7 protein-coding genes are annotated in these 24356 nt (G+C 71.5%); all 7 read right to left on the reverse strand.

Annotation, left to right across the window (positions count from 1 at the left end; all coding sequences use genetic code 11):
* Window positions 1-7 precede the first annotated feature (7 nt).
* From ABIA35_RS37685 to ABIA35_RS37715, 7 genes are read right to left on the reverse strand one after another with little or no spacing between them, the layout of a single operon-like run.
* A complete protein-coding gene (locus tag ABIA35_RS37685) occupies window positions 8-805 on the reverse strand; it encodes a thioesterase II family protein (RefSeq protein ID WP_370361122.1) in 798 nt (265 codons plus the stop codon).
* Window positions 805-4500: a thioester reductase domain-containing protein gene (locus tag ABIA35_RS37690; protein ID WP_370361123.1), complete on the reverse strand. Its 3696-nt coding sequence runs from the start codon at window positions 4498-4500 to the stop codon at window positions 805-807. Before ABIA35_RS37690 ends, ABIA35_RS37685 begins: the two co-directional genes overlap by 1 nt.
* Window positions 4497-14156, reverse strand: coding sequence for an amino acid adenylation domain-containing protein (locus ABIA35_RS37695; protein WP_370361124.1), 9660 nt, complete (start codon window positions 14154-14156; stop codon window positions 4497-4499). The genes ABIA35_RS37690 and ABIA35_RS37695 overlap by 4 nt, the downstream gene beginning before the upstream one ends.
* Window positions 14153-19348, reverse strand: a complete 5196-nt coding sequence (locus tag ABIA35_RS37700) for an amino acid adenylation domain-containing protein (protein ID WP_370361125.1) — start codon at window positions 19346-19348, stop codon at window positions 14153-14155. Before ABIA35_RS37700 ends, ABIA35_RS37695 begins: the two co-directional genes overlap by 4 nt.
* On the reverse strand, window positions 19345-20343 hold the full coding sequence (locus ABIA35_RS37705) for a hypothetical protein (protein WP_370361126.1): 999 nt from the start codon (window positions 20341-20343) through the stop codon (window positions 19345-19347). Before ABIA35_RS37705 ends, ABIA35_RS37700 begins: the two co-directional genes overlap by 4 nt.
* Window positions 20340-22658 carry an amino acid adenylation domain-containing protein gene (locus ABIA35_RS37710; RefSeq protein WP_370361127.1) on the reverse strand — a complete coding sequence of 773 codons (2319 nt, stop codon included), beginning with the start codon at window positions 22656-22658 and terminating at the stop codon, window positions 20340-20342. The genes ABIA35_RS37705 and ABIA35_RS37710 overlap by 4 nt, the downstream gene beginning before the upstream one ends.
* A complete protein-coding gene (locus tag ABIA35_RS37715; RefSeq protein ID WP_370361128.1) occupies window positions 22651-24135 on the reverse strand; it encodes a hypothetical protein in 1485 nt (494 codons plus the stop codon). Before ABIA35_RS37715 ends, ABIA35_RS37710 begins: the two co-directional genes overlap by 8 nt.
* Window positions 24136-24356: the final 221 nt, after the last annotated feature.

The following is a 24356-nucleotide window of genomic DNA, read 5'->3' on the forward strand; positions in this document are numbered from 1 at the left end:
GCCTCCTTCAGGTGCGGCCGGCCACACGGGTGGCCCGGCCGGCCGCGGTCAGGGTGGTCCGGACGGTGCGGAGCACGTTGTGCTCCTGGTCGAACAGGGCGAAGTGGCCGCCGGGCAGGGTGATGCGCGAGAACGGTCCGGCGGTGTGCCGCGCCCAGGCGATCAGGGCGCCGGGTGGTGCTGCGGGGTCGTGCAGTCCGCCGAGCGCCGTGATCGGTGCGGCCACGGTGGCGGCGGGGTCGGGGGTGTGGTTCTCGGCGGCCTCGTAGTCGGCGCGCAGCGCCGGGATGACGAGGTCGACGAGATCGGGGTGGGCCAGCACGTCGGGGTCCAGGCCGCCGAGGGCACGGACGTGGGCGAGGAAGGCTTCTTCGTCGAGGTCTGCGACCGGCGGCTCGGGGGCGGCGGCGCCGGACGGGTCGGCCGCGCAGCCGGAGAGGAACACGTGCAGCGGTCGCGCGCCGGCGGCTTCCAGGCGCAGGGCGAGTTCGAAGGCGAGCAGGCCCCCGAAGCTGTGGCCGAACAAGCCGAAGGGGCGCTGGAGGTAGTACGGCGACATCGCCTCGGCGAGGGCGTCGACGATGTCCGCGACACGGCGCAGCGGCGCCTCGGCGATCCGGCGTTCGTGCCCGGGCAGGCACACGCCGATCAGGTCGATGCCGTCGAGGCGGTCGGCCCAGGCCAGGTAGCGGGCCGGCCCGGAGCCGGCGTGCGGGAGGCAGAACAGGCCGATGGGGTCCTGGCCTGCGAGTTCGTTGCCGTCGGCGGCGCGGCGCAGCCAGGGGCCGGTGAGTTCGGTCGACATCACTGCGCTCCGCTCGTGCTCAGTTCGGGCACCATGCCCTGCCGGACCAGGAACGCGACGGTCTTGGCGACATAGTCGACGTCGATGGCCGGGAACCCGGCGTCGCCGCCGAGGCCGGACAGGGTGTTGCCGATCTCGACGACGTCCGGGTCGCCGTTCATCGGGCCGTCGATGGACAGCAGGGCTGCCAGGCCGTCCAGGCGTCCGGCGGTACGGCGGGCCAGCTGCACGCGCCACTGCGCATACGGCACGGTGTCGAACCGGTATCCGGTCCGGGTCAGGTATTCGTGGATGGACTTCATCGGCGCGACCTGCGGGTTGTAGAACTGGTGCACGGGGTTGGCGCGCGGCGCGAGGCGGGAGAGCCGGACGATCGCGGCCGAGACCAGATCGACGGGCAGCACGTGCAGCGGAATCGGGGTGTCCTCGGGCATCAGAGCAGCGATCAGGCTCCCGGCCAGGCACAGCGCGAGCTGGTCCCGGACCCCGACCGCCCCGGTGCCGGTGGCACCGGTGATCAGCCACGGCCGGTACACCCCGACCGGCAGTCCGCGCCGGCCGGCTTCCAGGACGAGGTGTTCGCCGGTCTTCTTGCTGAGCACGTAGCCGTCGGAGGTACCCGCTTCCAGCGGCCCGGGCCGCTCGGGCAGGACGTCGCCGACCCGCATGTCGATGGTGGAGACGTAGTGCACCGGCGTGGGACGCCCGGTACAGGCCAGCCGCAGGATCTCGGTGGTACCCACGACGTTGGGGGCACGCAGCACGCGGTAGGGCAGGATGAAGTTCATGTGTGCGGCGCAGTGGTAGATGACGTCGAGGCGGTCGGCGAGTTCTGCGAAGCCGGCCTCGTCCAGGCCGAAGCGCGGCAGGGTCAGGTCGCCGGGCAGGATGGTGAGCTTGGCGGCGTCGACGTCGTCCTGGTCGTAGTCGGCGAGGTTCGCCGCCAGCCGCTCGGCCGGGTTCTCCCCGCGCACCAGGCACACGATCTCGGTGGCCCCGTGGCGCAGCAGCTCGGCGATCATGTGGCCGCCGAGGAACCCTGTACCGCCGGTGAGCAGCACGCGGCCCAGGCCGCCGTCCGGCGGCGCGGGACGTGCGGTGGCGGAGGGGACGATATCGGCGGGCAGTCGCTCGTCGCGCAGCGCGGCTTCCACGGCGCTGTCAGGCGTTCCGGGCCCGTCCGGACCTTCGAGGGCGGCAGCCAGCGTGGCGACGGTGGAGTGGGTGAACAGCGTCTTGAGCGGCACCGGCATCCCGACGGCTTCGGGCAGCGCGACGATCAGGCGCGCGGCGGTGAGCGAGGTGCCGCCGGCTTCGAAGAAGTCGTCGTGGATACCGATGTCGCGGCGGTCCAGCGCGGTGCCGAAGCAGTCGAGGATCGCCCGCTCCAGGTGAGTACGGGGACGTACAGCGCCTTCGTAGCCGCTGGTGCGCTGCGCGGTCGCGGCGAGAAGAGCCTCGGGGGTGCCGGGCAGCTCGGGTAGGCCGAGGTAGCGGTCCGGAAGAAGCCCCGGAGGTAGTACCAGTGCGAGATACCCCGCCAGGTCCTCGATCTCGCCCGGGACGTGCACCGCGACGGTCTCGCCGGCGGCAGTGTGCACGGCGGCTGAGGCGGTGACACCAGGGTGCGCGCGCAGCGCGGCTTCGAGCTCTGACAGATCCGGCGGGTCGAGGAGTTCGATCGCGCCGTTGACGAAGCGCGCGGTGCGGCCGGTGTGCAGGCGGCGCGCGCCGTCGGGCGCGGGTGTGAGGACTTCGGCGGTGCGGGCGGCTCCGCCGAGGTGGTGCAGCGGTTCGGCGGGACCGGAGATCCAGAGTTCTCCGCGCGCGCCGGGCAGCGCCGGGAGCCCGGTGAAGTCGGTGAGGCCGAAAGTGGGGACTTCCCCACTTAGGGCGCGTAGCGGGAAGACCAGATCGTGACAGATCTGGGTCGGGGCCAGCCGGTAGAACGGTGAAGCCGGCGATCCCAAGCGGACAGTCGTCGCCGGATCAATGACCGGGATCGGGATGGCTCCCAGATCGTCGCGGTCGCTGAGCAGGACCGCTGACGGTCCGAGATGCCGGGCCAGATATGGCGCCGGGGCGGTCGGATCCAGTTCGAGGAACGCGGTGCCCAGGACCTGGGCAAACCGGCGGGCGGCCTTGCGCATTGTCTCGTCGGCTATGCAGATGCCGATCGCGATGGTCTGCTTCGGGAACGCGGCGGCGATCGCTCCGACCGCCGCACCGCTGTCAGCAGCGGTGCCCTCAGTGACGAGCTCACCGATTCCGAGCACTTCGGCAGCGACGCGACGTGCTACCTCGGCACCGATCTCAATGGGAGCACCCAGTGCTGCGCCCAGAGGTAGATCGGAGAGGTGTCTGTCGAGGCTCTCCCCCATCGCCGTCAGCGCGGCGACGACGTCGTCGAGGATCCCCTCCGCCGTCGCCGGCTCGAACAGCGCGGTCGCGTAGACCAGGTTCAGCCGGAAGCCCTCGGCCGCCAGCTGCGCGTCCAGCGTCAGGTCGTAGCTGGCCACACCGCTGGCCACCGGCGCAGGGGTCAGCGTGGCGCCCTCGACGTCGACGTCCCCGGACAGGCCGTCCTGCACCGCGATCAGCACCTGCGCCAGCGGCGCGCGGCCGAGGTCGCGGGGCGGGTCGAGCTCGGTCACCAGGTGCTCGAACGGCAGGTCCTGGTGCGCGTAGCCGTCCAGGCAGGTCCGGCGGACGCGGGCCAGCAGCTCGCGCATGGTCGGGTCGCCGCTCACGTCGACCGGTAGTGCCAGCATGTTGATGAAGCAGCCGAGCAGGTCGGCGGTCTCCGGGCGGGTCCGTCCCGAGACCGGGGTGCCGATCAGGAACGCCGGCTGGCCGGCGCGTCGTGCTAGTACGCACTGGTAGGCCGCGAGAAGCAGCATGAACGGCGTCGCACCCTCGGCCCGTGCGGCGTCGACCAACGACGCGGCCGCATCGGGTCCGAGCTCGCGGGAGACCATCGCGCCGCCGAAGTCCTGCTCGGCCGGTCGCCGGTGGTCGGTCGGCAGGTCCAGCACTCGCGGGACGCCGCTCAGCGCCTGTTTCCAGTAGCCGAGCTGCTCGTCCAGGCCGCTGTCGGCCAGCGTCTCGCGCTGCCAGACGGCGAAGTCCGCGTACTGGATCGGCAGCTCGGGCAGCTCCGGCGCCGTCGCGCGCACCTCGGCGCGGTACAGCTCGGCCAGGTCCCGGACCAGCAGGTCGGCCGACCAGCCGTCGCAGACACTGTGGTGCAGCACGATGAGCAGCAGGCCCTCGTCAGCAGCGATCCGGACCAGTCCGGCGCGCATCATCGGGCCCTGCCGGAGGTCGAACGAGGACCGCGCCTGGCCGGAGGCGATCGCCTCGGCCGCGGCCCGCGCCTGCCCGCCGGGCAGGCCACTGACGTCCACGACGCGCAGCACGGTCCCGGCATCCGGCGCGATGAGCTGAACCGGCGCCGTCCCGTCGTGGTCGAACCTGATCCGCAGCACCTCGTGCCGGTCGGCCAACGCGGTCAGCGCACGGTCCAACGCGACGGCGTCCAAGTGACCGCGGACCCTCAGCGCGGCGGTGATGGTGAACGCGGCGCTGCCGGGGTCGAGTTGTTCCAGGAACCAGATCCGTTCCTGCGCGAAGGACAGCGGGAACACGTCCTGCGCGGCGGGATCGAAGACAGCGGGGTCTTCCAACGTGGTCATGACAGCCTTCTCCCGGGCTGAGCGGAATGAATGGACTGCGATGTCGGAGCAGACGCTGAGCCGCGTACGCGGCGGGCCTGCCGGGTGATCGCAGTGGTCTGGCCGGCCTCGCGCAGCAGCCGCGCGATCCCGGCGACAGTGGGTTCCACGAACACGTCACGCAGCCGCAGTTCGACCGTGAAACGTTCGCGCAGCCGCGCGGCGATGCGCGCGGCCTGCAACGAGTTGCCGCCGAGCATGAAGAAGTCGTCGTCGACACCGACCGCGCCGGTCCCGAGGATCTCGGCCCAGACTTCGGCGACGGCACTCTCGTAGGCGTCGCGCGGCGCGGTGGTCGGGCCGCTCCGCCGCCGGGACGCGGGTTCGGGCAGTGCGGCGCGGTCCACCTTGGCGTTGTCGCCGAGTGGCATCGCCGTCAGGACCATGACGTCGGCCGGGACCATGTAGTCCGGCAGCCGTCCCCGCAGGCGGCGGCGCAGATCCTCGGGGTCCAGGCTCTGCCCCGGCGCCGGCACCGCGTAGCCGATGAGGCGCGCGTCGGCACCCCGGCCCCGCAGCACCGCCGCGGCCTGGCGCACGTCCGGCTCGGCGGCGAGCGCGGCCTCGATCTCGCCGAGCTCGACCCGGAAGCCGCGGATCTTGATCTGGTTGTCGGCGCGGCCCCGGAACTCCAGCAGACCGTCGGGTCCGTGCCGGACCACGTCGCCGGTGCGGTACAGCCGCGCGCCCTTGCGCCCCGACAGCATGTCCGGAACGAACGCCCCGGCGGTCTCCGCCGCGCGGCCCAGGTACCCGCGGCCGAGTGACGCCCCGCCGACGTACAGCTCTCCCCAGACACCCGGCGGAACCGGACGGCCGTGGCGGTCCAGAACATAGAGCTCCACGAGCGGCATCGGCACGCCGAGCGGGACCCGGCTGCGGGACTGGGCCCGCTTGCAGGTCCAGCCGGTGACGGCGATGGCGGTCTCGGTCGGTCCGTACATGTGCAGCAGGTCGGCCGAGCCGTGGGTGAAGAAGGCCTCCTGGGTGGCGACCGGCAGCGTCTCGGCGCCGCACATGACGTACCGGAGCGAATCAGGGAACGTGGTCCCGGCCGCGTCGAGGGCCTCCAGGGCGAGTTCGAGCATGGAGGGCACGAAGTGGGTGATGGTGATCCCGGCCTCCTGGATCTGCTCGACCAGGTATTCGGGGTCGCGCTGGCTGCCGGGCCTGGCCAGGACGAGTTCGGCGCCGGCCAGCAGCGGCCAGAACACCTCCTTGACCGCGACGTCGAAGGTGGTGGTGGTCTTGTGCAGCATCCGGTCCGAGCCGTCCAGCGGCCAGTCCTGCTGCATCCACAGCAGGTTGTTGCAGATGGCACGGTGCTCGATCTGCACGCCCTTGGGCTTGCCGGTGGATCCTGAGGTGTAGACAACGTAGGCCAGGTGTCCCGGAGTGACCGGCACCGACACCGGCGCGGCGTCCTCGGCCTGCCACTGCGGACCGTCGATGTGAACGCGTGCGGGCTCCGGCGGCAGAACCCTGTCACCGGCGGCATCGGTGAGGACCAGGCGCGCCCCGGCATCGGCGAGGATGCCGGCCAGCCGGGCCGGCGGCTGGGCCGGGTCCAGGGGCAGGAACCCGCCGCCGGCCTTGAGGACCGCGTACTGCGCCACGACCGCGTCCAGGCTGCGCGGCAGAGCGACGCCCACCACATCATCGGGCTGCACGCCCCAGCGCAGCAGGTGCCGGGCGAGCCGGTTTGCGCGGCTCTCCAGCTCCGCGTACGTGAGGCTGGGACGCGGCTGGCCACGCTCGGCGGCCATGGAGACCGCGATCGCCGCCGGCGTCGCAGCAGCCTGCGCCTCAACGAGGGTGTGCAGGCAGGTCAACGGGTCATAGTCGGCGGGAACCAGGTTGAAGTCGCGCAGCCAGGTCTGCCTCTCCTCGGCGTTCAGGGCGCTGATCGAGGACAGCGGGCGGTCGGGATCGTCGGCGAATTCCTGCGAGATGCGCAGGAAGTGTTCAGCGAACAAGGCCATCAGTGGCTCGGGGTAGACATCGGTGTCGAACTCCAGGCCGCCGACGATGCCGCCGACGATGCCGTCGGCGGTGTCGACCAGGTTCAGGACCACGTCGAACTTGGCGGTGCGGTTCGGCACGGCCACCGGCTGGACGTCCAGGCCCGGCAGCTCCGGCACCGCTCCCGCGGTGTTGTTCAGCGCGATCATCACCTGGAACAGCGGGCTGCGCGCCGGGTCACGCTGCGGCGCCATCGCCTCCACCAGGGCCTCGAACGCGACGTCGGGGGCGGCGTAGGCGTCCAGGCAGGCCCGCCGGACGCGCATCAGCAACTCGCGCACGGTCGGGTCGCCGGAGGTGTCGGCACGCAGGACGAGGGTCTCGGCGAACAGACCGACGGCCTGTGCCGCACCGGGAGCGGTCCGGTTGGCCGCCGGCGTCCCGATCAGCAGGTCCTCCTGACCGCTGAACCGGGTCAGGGCGGTGGCGAAGGCGGCCAGCAGCACCATGAACTCGGTGACCCCGGTCTCCCGGGCCAGAGTCCTGATGCGGCCGGTCAGATCGTCGCCGACATCCAGGGGCAGGGTACGACCGTGGTGGTGGCGCTCGGGCGGCCGAGGCCGGTCCGCGGGCAGTTCCAGGGTGTGCGGGGCGCCGGCCAACTCCTCGCGGCGGCGGGTGAGCTGACCTGCGGCGCGAGAGGCGCGGGTGCGCTGCCAGGCGGCGTAGTCGGTGTGGCGCAGCGCGGGTTCGGGCAGGTCGGACCCGCTGTACGCGGCGGCCAGGTCCCGAGCCAGCACCGAGACCGACCAACCGTCGGCGACGATGTGGTGCAGCAGCAGGACCAGGATGTGCTCGTCTGCCGACAGCCGGATCAGCGTGGCCCGGAAGGGCAGCTCGCCGTCGGCCAAACGGAACGGCCGGGTCGCCTCGGCATCGACGAGGTTCGTCGCGAGTCGCGCCGCATCCGGGAAGTCGGTGAGGTCGAGCATGGTCAGCGCGGCCTCGGCAGCCGGAAGACGACGCTGAGCCGCATGACCGTCGACGTCTTCGAACACCGTGCGCAGGGCCGGATGCCGGGCCGTGAGCGTGTCGAGCGCCCGACGGAGTGCGGGCATGTCGAGCCCTCCGGTCAGGCGCGCCGCGATCGGGACGTTGTAGGCCGGCGACTCGGGTGCGTATTCGGCCAGGAACCACAGCCGTTCCTGCGCCGAGGACAAGGGGAACGGGCCGTCGCCGGGCAGGACCGGTATCGCCTCGGCCGGACCGGCCGTTCGAGCCCGGGCCCAGTCGGCCAGCGCCGTCGGCGTCGGGTGTTCGAACACCGCCGGCAGCGGGATCTCGAGGCCGAGGGCCGCGGACAGCCTGGTCGATGCGTGCGCCGCGTCCAGAGAATGGCCTCCCGCGGCGAAGAAGTCGTCCGCGGCGGTCACAGGACGTCCGAGGATGTCGGACCAGACCTGGATGACGACCGCTTCCAGGCCGTCCCGCGGGCCCATGCCCGGCGCCGGCCTCACGTGCCGTATGGGGAGCGCAGCCAGGGCGGCCCGGTCCAGTTTTCCGTGCGGCGTCAGGGGAAGCTCGGCCAGTGGCAGCACCAGATCCGGGATCAGGTAGGCGGGCAACAAGCCGCTCAGATGAGTCTTCAACGTCGACGGATCAGGGTCCTGACCCGCCACCGGGCCGGACACGTAGTAGCCGACGAGCCTTCCGTCGCGGGCGATCACGGCCGCCGCCGTCACGGCCGGATGCGTGATGAGCGCGGCTTCGGCCTCACCGGGTTCGACACGGTGGCCGCGGATCTTCAGCTGCGCGTCCGATCGGCCGAGGTGGGTCAGACGGCCGGCGTGGTCGTACCGGCCCAGATCGCCGGTGCGGTACCAGCGTCCGCCGCCGTCGGCGGGCACGAAGCGCTCGGCGGTGGCCGCGGGGCGCGCGGCGTAGCCGTGGGCCAGTCCGGCCCCGGCGAGCCAGATCTCGCCGACCGCGCCGACCGGTACCGGCGCGCCGGTGGCGGAGGCCAGCCTGAGCGCCGTGCCGGGGATGGGCCGGCCGATGCCGATGCGGTCGGGGTCGTCGATCGATGCGACGGTGGACCAGACCGTGGTTTCGGTAGGGCCGTAGAGGTTCCACACTTCGGCGCCATGCTTCAGCAGTTCCGATGCCAGGCTGGTCGGCAGCGCCTCGCCGCCGCACAGCGCACGGAAGCCCGGCCCGGGGCGCCAGCCGGCGTCCAGGAGCAGACGCCAGGTCGCCGGGGTGCCTTGCAGCACGTCACAGTCGGCTGCTTCCAGCAGGCGGGCCAGCGCGACGCCGTCGTGCGTGGTGGCCGCGTCGGCCACAGTGACGCAGGCTCCGGAGACGAGCGGGCCGAAGATCTCCAGGGCCGCGATGTCGAAGGTGAACGGGGTGACCGCGACCAGGCTGCTGCGCGCGGACAGGCCGGGTTCATGGCCGGTCATGGAGGCCAGGAAGGCGGTCAGCGCGTAGTGCGGGACGCTCACACCCTTGGGCTCGCCGGTGCTGCCGGAGGTGAACAGGATGTAGGCGAGGCTGTTCGTCGGACTCGCGGCGGGTACGTCGAAATCGGTAGACGCGGCAGGGTCGTCAGCATCCAGAGGTAGAACGGGCGCGAACGCGATGCGGTCGGCGGACTCCGCGTCCGCCAGCACCACGGCGACGTCGGCGATCTGTGCCATCCGCTTCAGCCGTGCGATGGGAGCCGCCGGGTCCAGCGGCACGTAAGCCGCCCCGGCCAGCCACGTCCCCAGCAACGCCGCGACCGTGGCGGGAGTACGGCCGGCACAGATCCCGACCGTGGTACCCGGACTCACCCCCGCCGACCGCAGCCGTTCGGCGAGCGCCGCCGTGCGCTGCCACAGGTGCCCGTAGCTCCACACCGATCCGTCCTCGGCCGCGATCGCGGGACGCCGCGGTTCGGCGGCGGCGCGGCGCGCGACGGCGGTGAGCACCGTCTCGCCGACCATCGGCTCGGATCCCCCGCCCCAGCGGCGCAGGTCCTGTGAGTCGGCGGTGGTCAGGACCGTCTCCAGGACGACGTCCGGATCGGCGGTCATCGCCTCCAGGAGGGCGATGAAGAGTTCGAGCATTCGGGACACGGTCTGGCGATCGAACAGTGCCGTGTCGAATTCGCAGAAACCGCCGATCCCGCCGAGGCCGCCGCGACCAGGCCCACCAGCAGCGGCTTCAGGACCGCCGTCGACACCGCGACGGCCGTCTTCCCCAGCACCGCCGCCGCCACGGCCGCCATCGCCACTCCGGTCATCGCCCTCGTCTCCTCGGTCGTCGTCTCCTCGGTCGTCATCGGTGAGCCACAGCGCCAGGTCGAACCGGGCGGCCGGCAACTCGGCGGCCAGCGGCCGCACGCTCAGCCCCGGCAGCTCCAGACGAGGCGGGGTGGTGTTGTTGAGCGCGAGCATCGCCTGTACGACCGGGTTGCGGGACAGATCACGCTCCGGGGCCAGCGTCTCGACGAGCTTTTCGAACGGCAGGTCCTGGTGCGCGAACGCGGCCAGGCAGTTCCGCCGCGTCCGAGCCAGCAGCTGCCGGGCGGTCGGTGCGCCGGACAGGTCGGCACGCAGCACCACGGTGTTGGCGAAGCTGCCCACGGTGCGCTCGACGTCCGGATGTGTCCGGCCGGCGACCGGGGTGCCGAACAGCACGTCGTGCTGCCCGCTGTAGGACGACAGCATCGCGGCGAACGCCGCCGAGAGCACCATGAACTCCGTGCAGCCAGCTGCGGACGCCAGGGCCCTGACCCCCGCGGCGAGGCCGCCCGGGACGGCGAACGGCACCGAGCCGCCGTCGAAGCGTTGGCGCGGCGGACGCGGCCGGTCCGTCGGCAGGTCCAGGACCAGCGGCGCGCCGTCCAGTTCGGAGTGCCAGAAGCTGGTGAGGGAGTCCAAGGCGTCCCCGGTCAGCCGGGTGCGCTGCCAGTGCGCGAAGTCCCCGTACTGGACGACCGGCCCGGCGAGGTCCCGGCCCTCATAGGCCGCGGAGAGCTCTTCGGCGAGGATCGCTGCCGACCAGCCGTCGGCGGCGATGTGGTGGACCACGATTGAAAGCACGTGCTCCTGCTCGCCGACCCGGACCAACAACGCTCGGACCGGAGCCTCGTGGGAAAGGCCGAAGGGACGGCGTGCCGTTTCGAGCAGGATTTGGTCCACCTGTTGGGAATTCGCGCTCGTGTCTACATACGGGAGGAACACCGGATCGAACACAGGTACTTGGAAGAGTTCTGCGCCGCGTTCCTCGACGACCGAGCGCAGGGCTTCATGGCGCGCGACGACCGTGTGCCAGGCCTCGGCCAGCCGCTCGGCGTCCAAGGGCCCGGTGATCCGCACCGACAGCGGCAGGTGGTACGCCGGGGAGTCCGGTTCGAGGCGCGACAGGAACCACAGGCGCTCCTGCGCGTACGACAACGGCGCCGGACGCGGTCCCGGCTCGATGGCGCCGGTCAGCGGACTCGACTCGGCCTCGGCTACGGCCTGCGCCAGCGCGGCGAGCGTGGAGCGGCTGAACACCTGGACCAGGCCGAGCGCGACACCGAGCCGTGCGGCCAGGCGCGAGACCAGGCGGGATGCCAGCAGGGAATGGCCGCCCAGGTCGAAGAAGTCATCGTCGGGGCTGATCGCGTCGGGGTCGATACCGAGCAGCTCGCCCCAGATCCGGGCCAGGGCGTCCTCGGTCTCGGTACGCGGCCGGCTCTGACCGGCCGTGTACTCGGCCCACTGCGGCGCCGGAAGCCGGGAGGGATCGACCTTGCCGTTGCGGGTCAACGGGACGGAGTCGACGGCCGCCAGGGATGCCGGGACGAGGTAGTCCGGCAGGACCGTGGCCAGCCACGACCGCAGCTCGGCCATATCGACGGAGGGATCGGCGGGATCGGCGAGGACCACGTACCCCGCCAGCCGGTTGTCCGTGGCCGACAGCCGGTGCGCGACCACCGCAGCCGCCATGACACCGGGATGCCGGGTCAGCACGGCCTCGACCTCCCCCGGCTCGACCCGGTGGCCGCGGATCTTCACCTGCGTGTCGCCGCGTCCGCGGAACAGCAGCGTGCCGTCGCCGAGTCGGCGCGCCAGATCGCCGGTGCGGTACCAGCGGGCGCCGTCCAGGCCGGGGACGAAGCGCTCAGCGGTCTGCGCGGCCTGGCCGGTGTAGCCGCGTGCCAGGCCGGGACCGCCGATCCAGATCTCGCCGATCGCACCGGGCGGCACCGGGCGGCCGTCGGTATCGCACAGGATGACGCGGCTGCCGTTGACGGCCCGGCCAATCGGGATGCTCGGCAGTGCGTCGAAGCCCGCGGTCTCGCCGGTCACGCCGGTCACGCCGCAGACCGTCACGCACGTGGTGGCCTCCGCGGGCCCGTATCCGTTGATGACGGTCAGGCCGGGTGCGGCACTCAGGGCCCGACGAACGTGCGGCACCGACAGCGCCTCCCCGCCGATCAGCACCGTGCGCAGTCCGCGTAGCGCGGCCGGGTCCTCGTCGACGATCGCGTGGAACAACGCCGTCGCCATGACCACGGCAGTGATGCCATGCTCACGGATCGCGGCGCCGATCGCCTCGGCGTTGAAGGCCAGCTCGGGCTGGACGACGCCGCGCGCGCCGTGCAGCAGGGTGCCCCAGATCTCCCAGGTGGCGGCGTCGAAGGACACCGAGGACAGCCACAGCAGGCTGCGCTGCGGGCCCAGGCCGCTGTAGTCGCCGGGCCGGACCAGGTCGACGACGCCGCGATGGGTCAGCGCCACGGCCTTGGGGCGTCCGGTCGAGCCGGAGGTGAAGATCTGGGCCGCGAGCATGTCCGGGTGCAGGAACGTACCGAGGGCGGTGTCGGGCTCGCCCGCCCAGGACTCGGGCCGGTCGATGAACAGCGTGTCGGTCGCGTCCAGGGACTCCGGACCCGGCGAAGCAGTGATCGTGTGGGCGATCCCGGCATCGGCGAGCATGAGGTCCAGGCGCTCGCGGGGATAGCCGGCGTCCAACGGGACGTACTGCCCGCCGGCCTTCAGCACCGCGAGGCACGCGACCGCGAAGTCGGCGGAACGGGGCAGGCACACGCCGACCGGGGCTTCCGGGCCCACCCCACGCCGAACAAGCGCGCGGGCGATCTGGTTGGTGAGCCGATCGAGGTCCCTGTAAGTGAGGGCGCGGTCGCCGTCGACGATCGCCGAGGAGTCCGGATACGCGGTGACCGCCGACGCGAACAGGTCGACGATCGTCTCGGCCGTCTCCGGCCGCGCAGCGACTTCGCCTTCGATGGGAGCCGACGTCACCGGAAGGTCGCCAACCGGCCGCATCGGATCGGCGGCCGCTGCCGCCAGCAAAGTCGCGAAGCAGTCGGCGAACGCTCCGACGGTAGCCACGTCGAGCAGATCAGCCCGGTACTCCCACGCGACCCGCAACGTGTCGCCGTCCTCCTCGATCAGGCAGCCGAGGTCGAACTTGGCGTCGGTGCCGTCGATCGGCAGCGGTTCGGCGTGAAGTCCGACGAACAGGTCCGCGGTGTCCAGGCGCGGCTGGACGGTGAGTCCGATGTCGAACACAGGCGCGCGACCTGGCAGCCGGACGGCGCCGGACTCGGCGACGATCCGCTCCAGCGGTACGGCCTGGTGGGCCAGGGCTTCGCGGCTGCGCTCACCAGCCTGTCCGAGCAATGACGAGAAGCCGGCGTCCGAGTCACAGACCGTGCGCAGTGGCAGAGTGTTGACGAAGCAGCCGACCAGACCGGTGGCCTCGGGACGGACGCGTCCGGAGACCGGGACGCCGATGATCAGATCCCGGACGCCGGTGTATCGGTGCAGGGTCGCGGCCAGACCGGCGTGCAGGACCGCGAACAGGGTCGTCCTGCTGGCGCGTGCCAAGGCCCGCAGCTGCTTGGTGACAGGCGCCGGGACCACGGTGTGGTGTGTCGTGGCCGGTCCGACTTCGACGGCCGGTCGAGGGTGGTCCGACGGAAGATCCAGCGGGTCCGGCAGGTCGGCGAGAGCGCACCGCCAGTATTCGACCCCTGAGTCAGCTTGTGCTCGGGCTTCGGCGCCGGCTTCCCAGACCGCGTAGTCTCCGCATTGGATCGGGAGTGCGGCGAAGGCCGGCGCGACACCGTCCCGCTCGGCGCGATAGGCCGCTGCCAGGTCGGTGAGCAGGATCGGCAGGGACCACGCGTCGGCGGCGATGTGGTGCACGGCGACCAGCAACAGGTGCTCGTCGGCCGCGACCGGCCACAGGATGGCGCGCGCCAGCGGTCCGGCCTCCAGGTCGAAGGGCTCTGCGACGGCTGCGTACAAAGCGTCCAGCGGCTCGACGCCGTGGGGCTCGCGGATCTCCAGTCGGAGGGCGGGATCGGCGTGGACCTGCTGGACCGGGATGCCGTCGATGGCGGGGAACGTGGTGCGCAGGGCCTCGTGGCGTCCGGCCACGATCGTGAGTGCACGCTGAAGCGCGGCCCCGTCGACCGCGCCGTGCAGCCGCAGGGCGGCCGGCATGGTGTAGCGCGCGCTGCGCGGGGCCATCTGGTGCGACAGCCAGATGCGGCGTTGGGCGGCGGTCGTCGGGAACGTCGTGACGCCGCGTTCGGCCTCCGCGCGCAGGCGCTCGGCCAGCTGGCGCCGGGGCGCTGACAGGTCGGTCATGCTCCACTCACCTCGTCGGTCAGCAAACGGACGATGTCGTCGGGAAGGGCGGCGAGGCGCGCGGCCAGGGCGTCGGGGTCGTCCTGGGCCCGGGGCAGGGCGGTGATCGGCGCGAACGGTGTCGCGGTCGCCGCCAGGGCTTCGGTGAGTCCTGCGACGGTGGGGTGGCTGAACAGCGCTACCACGGGTACGTCCAGACCGAGCGCGCCGCCGATCTGCAGGGCGGCCTGGGCGGCCAGCAGCGAGTGGCCGCCGAGGTCGAAGAAGTCGTCGTGGCGCCCGACCCGGCGGCCGCCGAGGAGCTTGCCGATGATGTCGGCCACGGTGCGCTCGCGGTCGTCGGCGGGCGGCTCGAAGGCCAGGGCCCGGACGGCTTCGGGCAGCGGGAGCGCGCTGCGGTCGAGCTTGCCGTTGACGGTCACCGGCCAGGCGTCGAGGACGACGACCGCCGAGGGGACCATCGGCGCCGGGAGGACAGCCCGCAGGCGCGCACGCAGGTCAGCGGGACTCAGTACGGCAGAGGTCGACAGCTCGGTGGCAGCGCTCTCGGCGACGCTGTGCCCGGTCGCGGTCGGTACTACATACCCGATGAGCACTGGCTGCCCACCGATCTGCCGCACCACCGCCAGTGCCGAAGCCACTCCCGGCTGCGCGGTCAGCGTGGCCTGCACCTCGCCGAGTTCGATCCGTACTCCGCGCAGCTTGACCTGCTGGTCGCGCCGTCCCAAAAACCTGAGATGCCCGTCAGGACGCAGCCGCACGACATCGCCGGTGCGGTACATCCGCGCGCCGGGCTGCCCGGCGAAGGGATCCGGTATGAACACCTCGGCGGTCGCGCCGGGCCGTCCGAGATAGCCGCGCGCCAGGCCGACGCCGCCGACGAACAGCTCCCCCGGCACCCCGACCGGGACCATGCGACCGGCGGCGTCGAGCACCCGGGCCGGACAGTTCTGGACCGCGTGGCCGATCGGCACCATGCCGGTGCCGACTCCATCCGGATCGAGGTCGTGGAGCGTCGCGAAAATGGTGGTCTCGGTGGGGCCGTAGCCGTTGACGACCGACAGGCCCGGCCGGCTGGCGACGATGCGGCGTAGCAACGGTTCCGGCGTAGGCTCAACGCTCACGATGAGCCGACGCAATGACGTGCGCGAGATCGACTCTTCCAGCGCGGCGAGCGCAAAGGGCGGGACGTAGGCGTGGGTGATGCCGCGCTCGACAAGCCAGTCGATGTACTGCTCGGCGTGCGGCCGGATAGCAGCCGGAACCACGTCGACGGTCGCGCCAGCACGCAGAGCACCGAAGATCTCGAACACTGATACGTCGAAGCCGCCACTGGTCCACCACCCGCAGACGTCCCCGGCCTCGCACGCCAGCTCATCGAGAAGGTTGACGACTCCGGTGTGGGTGACGCACACGCCTTTCGGCTCGCCGGTGGAGCCCGAGGTGTACATGACATACGCGGCGTTGTCCGAACGCCCCGCCTCGGATGGTGCATCCAGGACGACCACCGGCTCGGCCGGATCCATCTGCTGCCCCGGCCCGATGAGCAGCCTGATACCGGCGTCCTCGGCCAAAGCGACGCGGCGTGCCGTGGGGTGGTCGGGATCCAGGGGCACGTAGGCCGCACCGGCTTTCAGGACCGCGACAGCCGCGGCGATGAACTCGGCAGAGCGATCGGCCACCACGCCGACCCGATCCTCCGGACCGATCCCGAGCTGATGCAACCGGTTGGCCAGGGTGTCGCTCCAGCGCTTGAGGCGCGCGTACGAGATGTCACGTTCGCCGTCCCGGATCGCGACGGCTTCCGGAATTCGCAGTGCGTGTCGGTCGACCGCAGCCTGTATCAGTTCCTCAAGCACTGACACCCGGGCTGCGCTCACGTCGACTCGTTCGGCCGGTGAGCGCAGATCGATCCGTTCCGCTGTGGTCGCGGGGTCGGTGACGGCGGCGGCGAGCAGCGTCGTGAAGTGGTCCATGAAGCGCACGGCGGTGTCGGCGTCCCACAGGGCGGTGTCATAGGTCAACGCACAGCGCATGGTCTCGTCGGTCCTGGCCAGCTCCAGCGAGACATCGAGCTGGGAGCCGGTGACCACGACGGGTCGCGGCGTGACGTGCAGGTCGCCGATGTCGGCCGAACCGGCTTCGAGCAGGACCGATGCGAGCGGATCACCAGCCGGTCCCTGCTGGAGCGCGAACAAGGTCTGGAACAGGGGGCTGCGACCGGGGTCGCGATCCGGATGCGCCATCTCGACCAAGCGGGGCAAAGGGATCCGCTGACCGGCCAGCGCCTCCCGCACCCGGGACGCGACGTGACGGATCGTCTCGGTGAACGTGGCATCGGCGGCGAGCTCGCACCGCACCGGCACGACGTTGACGGCCAGACCCAGCACGTCGGCGGTGTCGGCGGTCAGCCGTCCCGGCGCGGGCGCGCCGACGACGAGGTCGGTAGCGCCGCTGTAGGCGTGCAGGAGCCAGGCATACGCGGCGAGCAGGACGGTGTAGGGCGATACCTGCTCGGATGCCGCAACCGCATCAACGCCCCGTACGACCTCCGGCGGCAGATCACGAAGATGACGGGCACCCCGGAAGCTCTGGACCGCCGGCCGCGGCCGGTCAGTGGGCAAATCGAGCGGTTCGGGCGGGTCGGCCAGGCGTTCACGCCAGCGGTCGAGTGCGAGGCGCGCCTCGGTGGTAGCACGGTAGGCCACTTCGCTGTGGACTGCGGCGGCCATGGTCGGGGCGACGGCCGGCGACGCCTTGGGCTGGTCGCCGAGCAGCTCACGGACCAAGGCGGTCAGCGACCACAGATCCGCGACGATGTGATGGACCGCGAGGGCCAGGAAGTGCCGGTCACCGGCCTGGAAATGGCGGATCCGCCACAGCGGTCCGGCTTCCAGGTCGAACGGTTCGTCGATCAGGGCTTGGACCGCGCTGTCCGCGCTGTCCACGCTGTCCGCGCTGTCCACGTCGGTGTCGAGGACGATCGACGCCCAGCTAAGTGGGGACTCCCCCACTTTTCGATAAGGCTCGCCGTCGCGGACGCCGAAGCTGGTGCGCAGGGCGGCGTGGCGGGCGATCGCGGCGTTCAGGGCTTCGGCGAAGCGATCGGCGTCGAATGGGCCTGATATCTTTACGGCATGGCCGAGGTGATAGGCCGTCGAGTCCGGAGCCAGGCGGTGCAGGAACCACATCGCACGTTCGCCCTCGGTCAGGGCATCGGTCGGCGGGGCGGCCTGCTCAGCCGTGAAGGGAATCGCCGAGGCAGCCAGGGTCCGTACATCGGCACCCGCCATCAGATCGCGCAGGTTCAGCCGCAGGCCGGCATCCTCGGCACGCACCGCCAACTCGGCAGCCTTAACCGATTCAAGCCCGAACGCCGCCAGAGGTAGATCGGGGCGCAACTCCTGTTGTCCGATCCCCAGCACCCCCGCCGCCAGCTCGCGCAGCGCATCGGCAACCGCCAGGCCTGCGCCGCCCTCGGACAACGGTTCAGGATCAGCTTCCGTTCGTAGTTCGGGGTCGTCGTCGAACAGCACCGGCAACTCCCCCGCAGCCAGCGCCCGCCGGCACTCCGAGCGCCGCACCTTCCCGCTCGACGTCTTCGGCAGCCCGCCCTTGCCCAGCAGCACGACCCGGCTCACGGCCACGCCGTACTCCCCCAGCACCGCCGCCCGAACGGCCGCGGCGATCTCCGCCAGCGGCAACGGCTTCGGCCCCTGGACCTCGTGCACCACCGCAAGCTGTTCCTCGTCTCCGGCCTCGACGCCGATCGCGGCGCCGCATCCGGGGCGCAGCGCGGCGTGGGCGCGTCCGGCGGCGAGCTCGACGTCGTCCGGGGCGATGTTGCGTCCGCGCACGATGATCAGGTCTTTGCGACGCCCCGTGACGAACAACCCGCCCTTGTACAGGAACCCGAGGTCTCCGGTACGGACCCGACCGCCTGCGAACACGTCGGCGTCGCGGTCGCCCCAGTACCCGGCGGCCACCGACGGTCCCGAGACCGTGATCTCGCCGACCATCCCCTCCGCGGCCGGCGAGCCGTTCGCCGGGTCGATGACCGCGACCGTCGCGTCAACCGGCGGTGTCCCGCAGGACACCAGCAACCGGGACGTTCCGCCGTCCTCGCCCGGGACCGCGCGGCCCGTTGCCAAAGCCTCGGCCTCGAAGGCCGTCACCTCGGGATCGGTGTCGAAGCGCACGCCGGTGACCATGAGGGTGGCCTCGGCCAGGCCGTAGCACGGGAAGTAGGAACGAGGCCGGAACCCCGCTGGCCCAAAGGCCTTCGCGAACTCCTCCAACGTCGCCGGCCGCACCTGCTCCGCGCCGGTGAAGGCGACGGTCCACCGGCTCAGGTCCAACGTCTCGCGCTGGGCCGGCGTCGTCTTGCGCACCGCGAGGTCGTAGGCGAAGTTCGGCCCGCCGCTGGTGGTAGCACCGTAATCGGAGACGGCGCGCAGCCACCGCATGGGGTCGCGCAGGAAGCTCAGCGGGGACATCAGCGTCACCGGGAACCCGGCGAACACCGGCTGCAGGATCCCGCCGATCAACCCCATGTCGTGGTACGGCGGCAGCCAGATCACGCCGCGGCTGGAGTCGGTGTGGCCGAAGCGGTCGCGGATGAAGCCCGAGTTGTGCAGCAGGTTGGCGTGGGTGACCACGACGCCTTTGGGCTGTCCCGTGGAGCCCGATGTGTACTGCAGGAACGCGATCCGCTCCGGGTTGTGCCGCACCCTCGACCCATCATCGAGTTCTGCGACGGTGTCGGTGGCGATCCATTCCGCCTGAACGCCGGTCTCCCGCAGCACCGGTTCGAGCAGATCCCGAGCGAGATCCAGGAACGCCGCCTCGGTGAGCACCGCCGCCGGTGTGGCGTCGGCGGCAATCCCCGTGAGCCGCGTGGCCTGCCGCGCGTCCAGCGGCGGATAGGCCGGGACCGCGATGACACCGGCGTACAGGCAGCCGAAGAATCCCGCGACGTAATCGGGCCCCGGCGGATACAGCAACAAGGCACGCTCCCCGGCGCCGCAGGTGTCGGCGAGCGCCGCCGCGATGGCGCGGGCGCGGGCGTCCAGTTCGGCGTACGTCAGCTCGGTCGCGATACCGTCGTCGCCCAGGAAGGTCAGGGCTTCCCGGTCCGGCTGCTCGGCGCCGCGACGGATGAGGAGTTCGGCGAGGGTGTCCGGAGTCGTCATACGGACCTCAGGGTGTTGAGGCGGGATCGTTCCAGCTGTTCCAGCACTCCGACGGCCTTGGCCGCGCTGTCCGCGCTCATGCGCAGGCTGACCACGTGTTCGCCGTCGAACTTGGCGCAGACTCGCTTGTGGGCGTCGTAGGTGCCCTCGACCGCGGCGATGAAGGCCTCACGGCGCGGGCCCAACCGGCCCTCCAGCGTCGGGAAGACCTCACGCAGCTCGCGGAAGCGGCGGATGAGCAGGTCGTGGTCCTCGGACATGACACCGGACAGGCCCACCGGCAGATATGGCGGTGCCATGGCCGGACGGACGGCGCCGCCGTAGTGGTGCGGTTGGAAGTCCGAGGCGAAACACATCGCGTCGCTGGAGGCCGTCATGACGACGGTCGCGAACGCCAACGCCTCGTCGGCTTCCCCGGTCCGCCCGGCGTTCACCGCGGCCTGGAAGCAGCCCAGGCCCAGCACGATGGCCTGGATCAGAGGGAAGAAGACATGGTGGCCGCTGCGCCAGCGCCGGTGCGGGTCCAGCGCGTCGGCGCCGACCGGTACCGGGGTGGGCCGGGGCTCGCCGATGGGCAGCCCGAGCAGATAGGCGACGGTCGCCTCGATGCCGTGTCGCAGCCGGCCCCATTGCTCATCGTCCAGCGTCGTGCCGCAGCGTGCGGCCTCGCGCAACATGGTGCGGTAGCCGACAAGAACACAGTGCGCGAGCAGTTCGGTCGTGGCGTCGGTGGCGCGGAACACCCCGAAGAAGCCGTCGTGGATGGCGAAAAGCCGTTCCTTGCGCGGCAGGCCGTCGGAGAACGCCGATCGGTCGATCTTGACGCCGGCCGGACGGATCGGGATCTGCTCCAACCGCGCCAGCAACTCGGCCTCGCTCAACGCCCGCGCGGCGACCAGTGGGCCGAGCTCGGCGACAGCGTCGGTGACCGGCCCCGATCGCAGGGAGGCGACGTCACCGGGCAGATACACCGGACGCAGCATCACGAGCTTCACGAGGCGGCCTCCGGGGTGGGATCCGCGGCGGGATCCGCGGCGGGATCCGGCAGCCCGGCGCGGTCGAGCTTGCCGTTGGCGTGTCGGGGCAGCGCCGCCAGCCGCACGATCCGCGAGGGCAGGAACGAGGCCGGCAGCCGCGGAGCCAGGTGCGCGCGGACCGCGACGTCGGAGAGCCGGGCGCCGGGGACCAGGGCGAGGTACGCCACCAGCACCGGCTCGCCGGCGACGGTCCGCAGCGCGGCGGCGGCCTCGACGATCTCCGGATGGGTCCGCAACGCGGCCTCAAGCTCGCCGAGCTCGACCCGGTGGCCGCGGACCTTGACCTGGGAGTCGGCCCGGCCGTGGAACTCCAGCAGCCCGGATTCGGTCCGGCGCACCAGATCGCCGGTGCGGTACATCCGCGCGCCGAAGGCCGCGGGGTCCGGATCGGGAAGGAAGCGCTCGGCGGTCAGACTCGGACGGAGCTGGTAGCCGCGGGCGACGTTGCCGCCGCCGAGGTAGAGTTCTGCGATCCCGTCGTCGACCGGGGCGAGGTCGTCGTCCAGCACGTGGGCTGTGGTGCAGGCGATGGGGCGGCCGATCGGTACGCGCCCGCCCGGCAGGTCCGCCTCCGTGCGCACCAGGTGGGTCGCGGCCCAGACGGCAACCTCGGTGGGCCCGTAGTTGTTCTCCAGCACGCACTCCGGCAGCAGCGCCCGGTGCCGGGCCACCAGGGCCGGCGGCAGCACCTCGCCGCCGACGATCGCGCAGCGCAGGCTGGCCAGCGGCGTCGGGTCCGCGCCGAGGATCAGGTCGTAGAGCGCCGGCGTGCAGTCGGTGTGGGTGGCGCCGTAGAGCTGGATCAGTTCCCTGAGCCGCCCTGGGTCCCGGTGGTCGCCGTCCTGCGGGATGATCAGTGTTCCGCCGCTGGTCAGCGTCCACCACAGGCCGACACCTGAGGCGTCGAACGAGAACGAGATCGGCAGCAGGAACGCCTCGGGCCACGGCCGGTCGGGCACCTGCTGGGCCAGCGTGGCCAGCGCGAGCTGCCGCTGGGTGACCATAACCCCTTTGGGAACCCCAGTAGAGCCCGAGGTGTAGAGCACGTAGGCCAGGTTCTCCGAGGTCGCGGCGGCGGCCGGCGGCTCGTCCGACAGCGGGCCGTCGCCGTCGCCATCCCCGTCCACGGCGACCAGGCGGCGCGGACCGACAGGCACCTGGCCCAGCAGTCGTCCGGAAGCCACCACCACGTCCACGCCCGACTCGTCGAACATCAGAGCCCTGCGCTCTTCGGGAAGCGCGGGATCGACGGGGACGTAAGCGGCTCCTGCCTTCAGCACCCCGAGCAGCGCCACGACGGTGTCGGCACTGCGGTCGGCGACGACGCCGACCCGGTGCTCGGGGCGGACGCCCTCGGCGAGCAGGCTGTGCGCGAGGCGGTTGGCCCGCCGGTCGAGCGTGCGGTAGTCGAGGACGACGTCCCCGGCGATGACGGCGACCGCCGTCGGAGCCTTCGCCGCCTGCTGCTCGAACAGCTTGTGCACGAAGCCGTGCCGGTCGACGGACTGCTCGGGGAAGCCGTGGTTCAGAGGACAGGCCTCGTACATACTCCCGCCGTCGGCATCGGTGATGTAGTACTGCTTCCACTCGAAGTTCGACGGGTCGCCGTAGTCGCCCATGAGCGGGTGCGGCTCGACGGTGTCCCAGGCCTCCAGGCGCTCGCGGATCCTCCGCCGGGCGACGATCCCGGCCGGGCTCCCGCCCTCGATGCCCGCGAAGACATTGCGCGGCTGGAACAACATCACCAGCCCCGGCCCCAGGTTGCGGCTGCGTCTGGCGAAGTGTGTCGGGGCCGCGGCGAAGACGAACATCGGCACGCCGTGGAAGGAGAACTCCCACCGGTTGTGCTCCGGCGCGAGCGGGATCTCATCCGGCCACGGTCGGTCGTCGAGGTCGCACAGAGAACGCAGCACCGTCCAGAAACGGCGGCCGTGCGCGGCGTGGTCGGCGCCGGGCTCGGGGGCGAAGAACGCTGACAAGGCCATGCGCCGGTGTGCGAAGGGGCGGGTGGCGTCCAGGAAGGCGGCGAGGTCGTCACGCAGGGCCGACAGGTCGCCGTCGGCGGTGATCCAGGTCCCGAACAGCTCGCCGAGGTGCAGGGCGTTGCGGCCGAAGTGACAGGGGTACTCGTCGTGGCCGACGTCGGCCCGGAAGACCTCCAGCGCCGGGACCAGCCATTGCGGCGCGTCCTGCGGCAGCTCGGTGCGGTCGGTGCGGAACAGCCGCTTGCCGGGGATCTCCGGCAGCAGCGCGCCGATATTCAGCTCAGCCATAGCGGTGGTCCAGATCGGCGTTGATCACCGGCTGGTGGTAGACGCATTCGCCGGAGAGGACGACCGAGCCGTGCAGACGGTGCTTGGGGATGAAGAGCTTGTCGCCGGGGCGGAACTTGTGGGTGCCGGAGAAGCAGTTCCAGAACTCCATCTCGCCGCTCTCGATGACCAGCAGCCGGTCGTCGTCGTGGACGTGCGTGGTGGAGCACTCCTCCCAGGACTCCACGAAGGTGTCCAGGGCGACCGGGATGTGGTGCTCGTCGATGGCCGCCTGCAGGCGCTCGGCCTTGGCCTTGTAGGCCGGAGCGCTGTCGATCCAGCGCAACTGGATGGACAGATCGTCGTGATGGACGTCGAGCAGCAGCGCGTATTCGCGGGCGCCCCGATCGAAGGCGGCCAGGGCCTGCGGTCCGAAGCGGTGGGCCAGCGGCTCCAGGATGGTGCGGGTGATCTCGTCCAGCGCCGCGGCGGTCTCGGCTTCGGCGCTCGCACCGGCGGGGGCCAGCGCGGCCTCGGTGGGCGCGGTGTCGGCGGGTCCGGCAGGGCCGGCGAGCTCGGCCAGGCATGCGCCGTGCCCGCCGATCAGGGCCAGCGAGTCCAGGGTCCGCACGCACATGGCGCCGAGGAACTCGAAGACCCGTCCGTGATCGCGCGCCGTGGCGTTCAAGTAGTTCATCGCGGCCAGCGTCGAGGGCAGGTAGTACTGGTAGTAGCGGTGCGGTTGGAGACCGAAGCCGCAGGCGTCCATGACCGTGCTCAGGACGGCGTCGACCGGGTGCGTCTGGCTGCGGCCGCTTGTCAGCGCCGCCAGCGCACCCGCGCCGGTGCCGTCGGCGGCCGGGACCATCACAGGGCTGACTCGAAGCGGTGCGTTGATGGTGCCGGCCAGCAGCTGGACGGCGGTCATCTTCGCGGCCTCGTCAGCCGCACCGGCCTCGGCCACCAGTCCCAGTACTTCCTCGGCGGCCCGGCCGCGCTGCTCGGCGATGCCGACGAGCACTTCGGTCAGGGTCTTGACGCCCGGGTCGGCGGCGTCGGCGGTCTGCTCGGCGACGGTGTCGTGGACGAACCCGAAGACGTGGTCCTCCAAAAGCGGCCGCACCAGCTCGCCGAGGATCCGGTTGCGCACGCCGTAGAACAGCCGGTATTCCTCCCAGCGCTCGGGAGTCATGTTCTCGGCGAACATCGGCTTGGCGGTGTCGTTGATGTTCAACAGCATCCGGTGGCCGATCAGCGCCGACAGCCGGGAGGAGTCGGCGCGGCCGAAGGGACGGTCGAAACGCAGGAAGCTGAGATCCTCGGGGCGCACCGGCCGGCGGTAGGGATCGTCGTCGATCTCCAACTCCTCGAACCGCGCACTGCGGAACAGCGGGTTCGCGCAGTAGACGCTCAGATAGTCGGCCAGCTCGGCGGCGGAGAACTCGGCAGGGAGTTCTGCGGAGTACTCGCCGGGCTTCGTCTTGGGAATCAAGGTCACGGTGTCCCCCTTGCGGTGTCTGCGGACGGTTCCACGTCACGGCCGACGGGCCCTGACCCCCGCTACGAGATGCATGTTCACCAGGGGTTATGACAGACAGCAAGGATTTGCCCACTAGTGGCCAACATCGGTGGACCGCCACAGGTTGGCGACTTGTGGTCATCCTCCGAACCCCTTGACAGTCGCCAGCTGGGCCCTTGCCTTCTAAGCGTTCTTATACG

The sequence above is a fragment of the Catenulispora sp. MAP12-49 genome, assembly GCF_041262705.1.
In the GTDB taxonomy this organism is placed as follows: domain Bacteria; phylum Actinomycetota; class Actinomycetes; order Streptomycetales; family Catenulisporaceae; genus Catenulispora.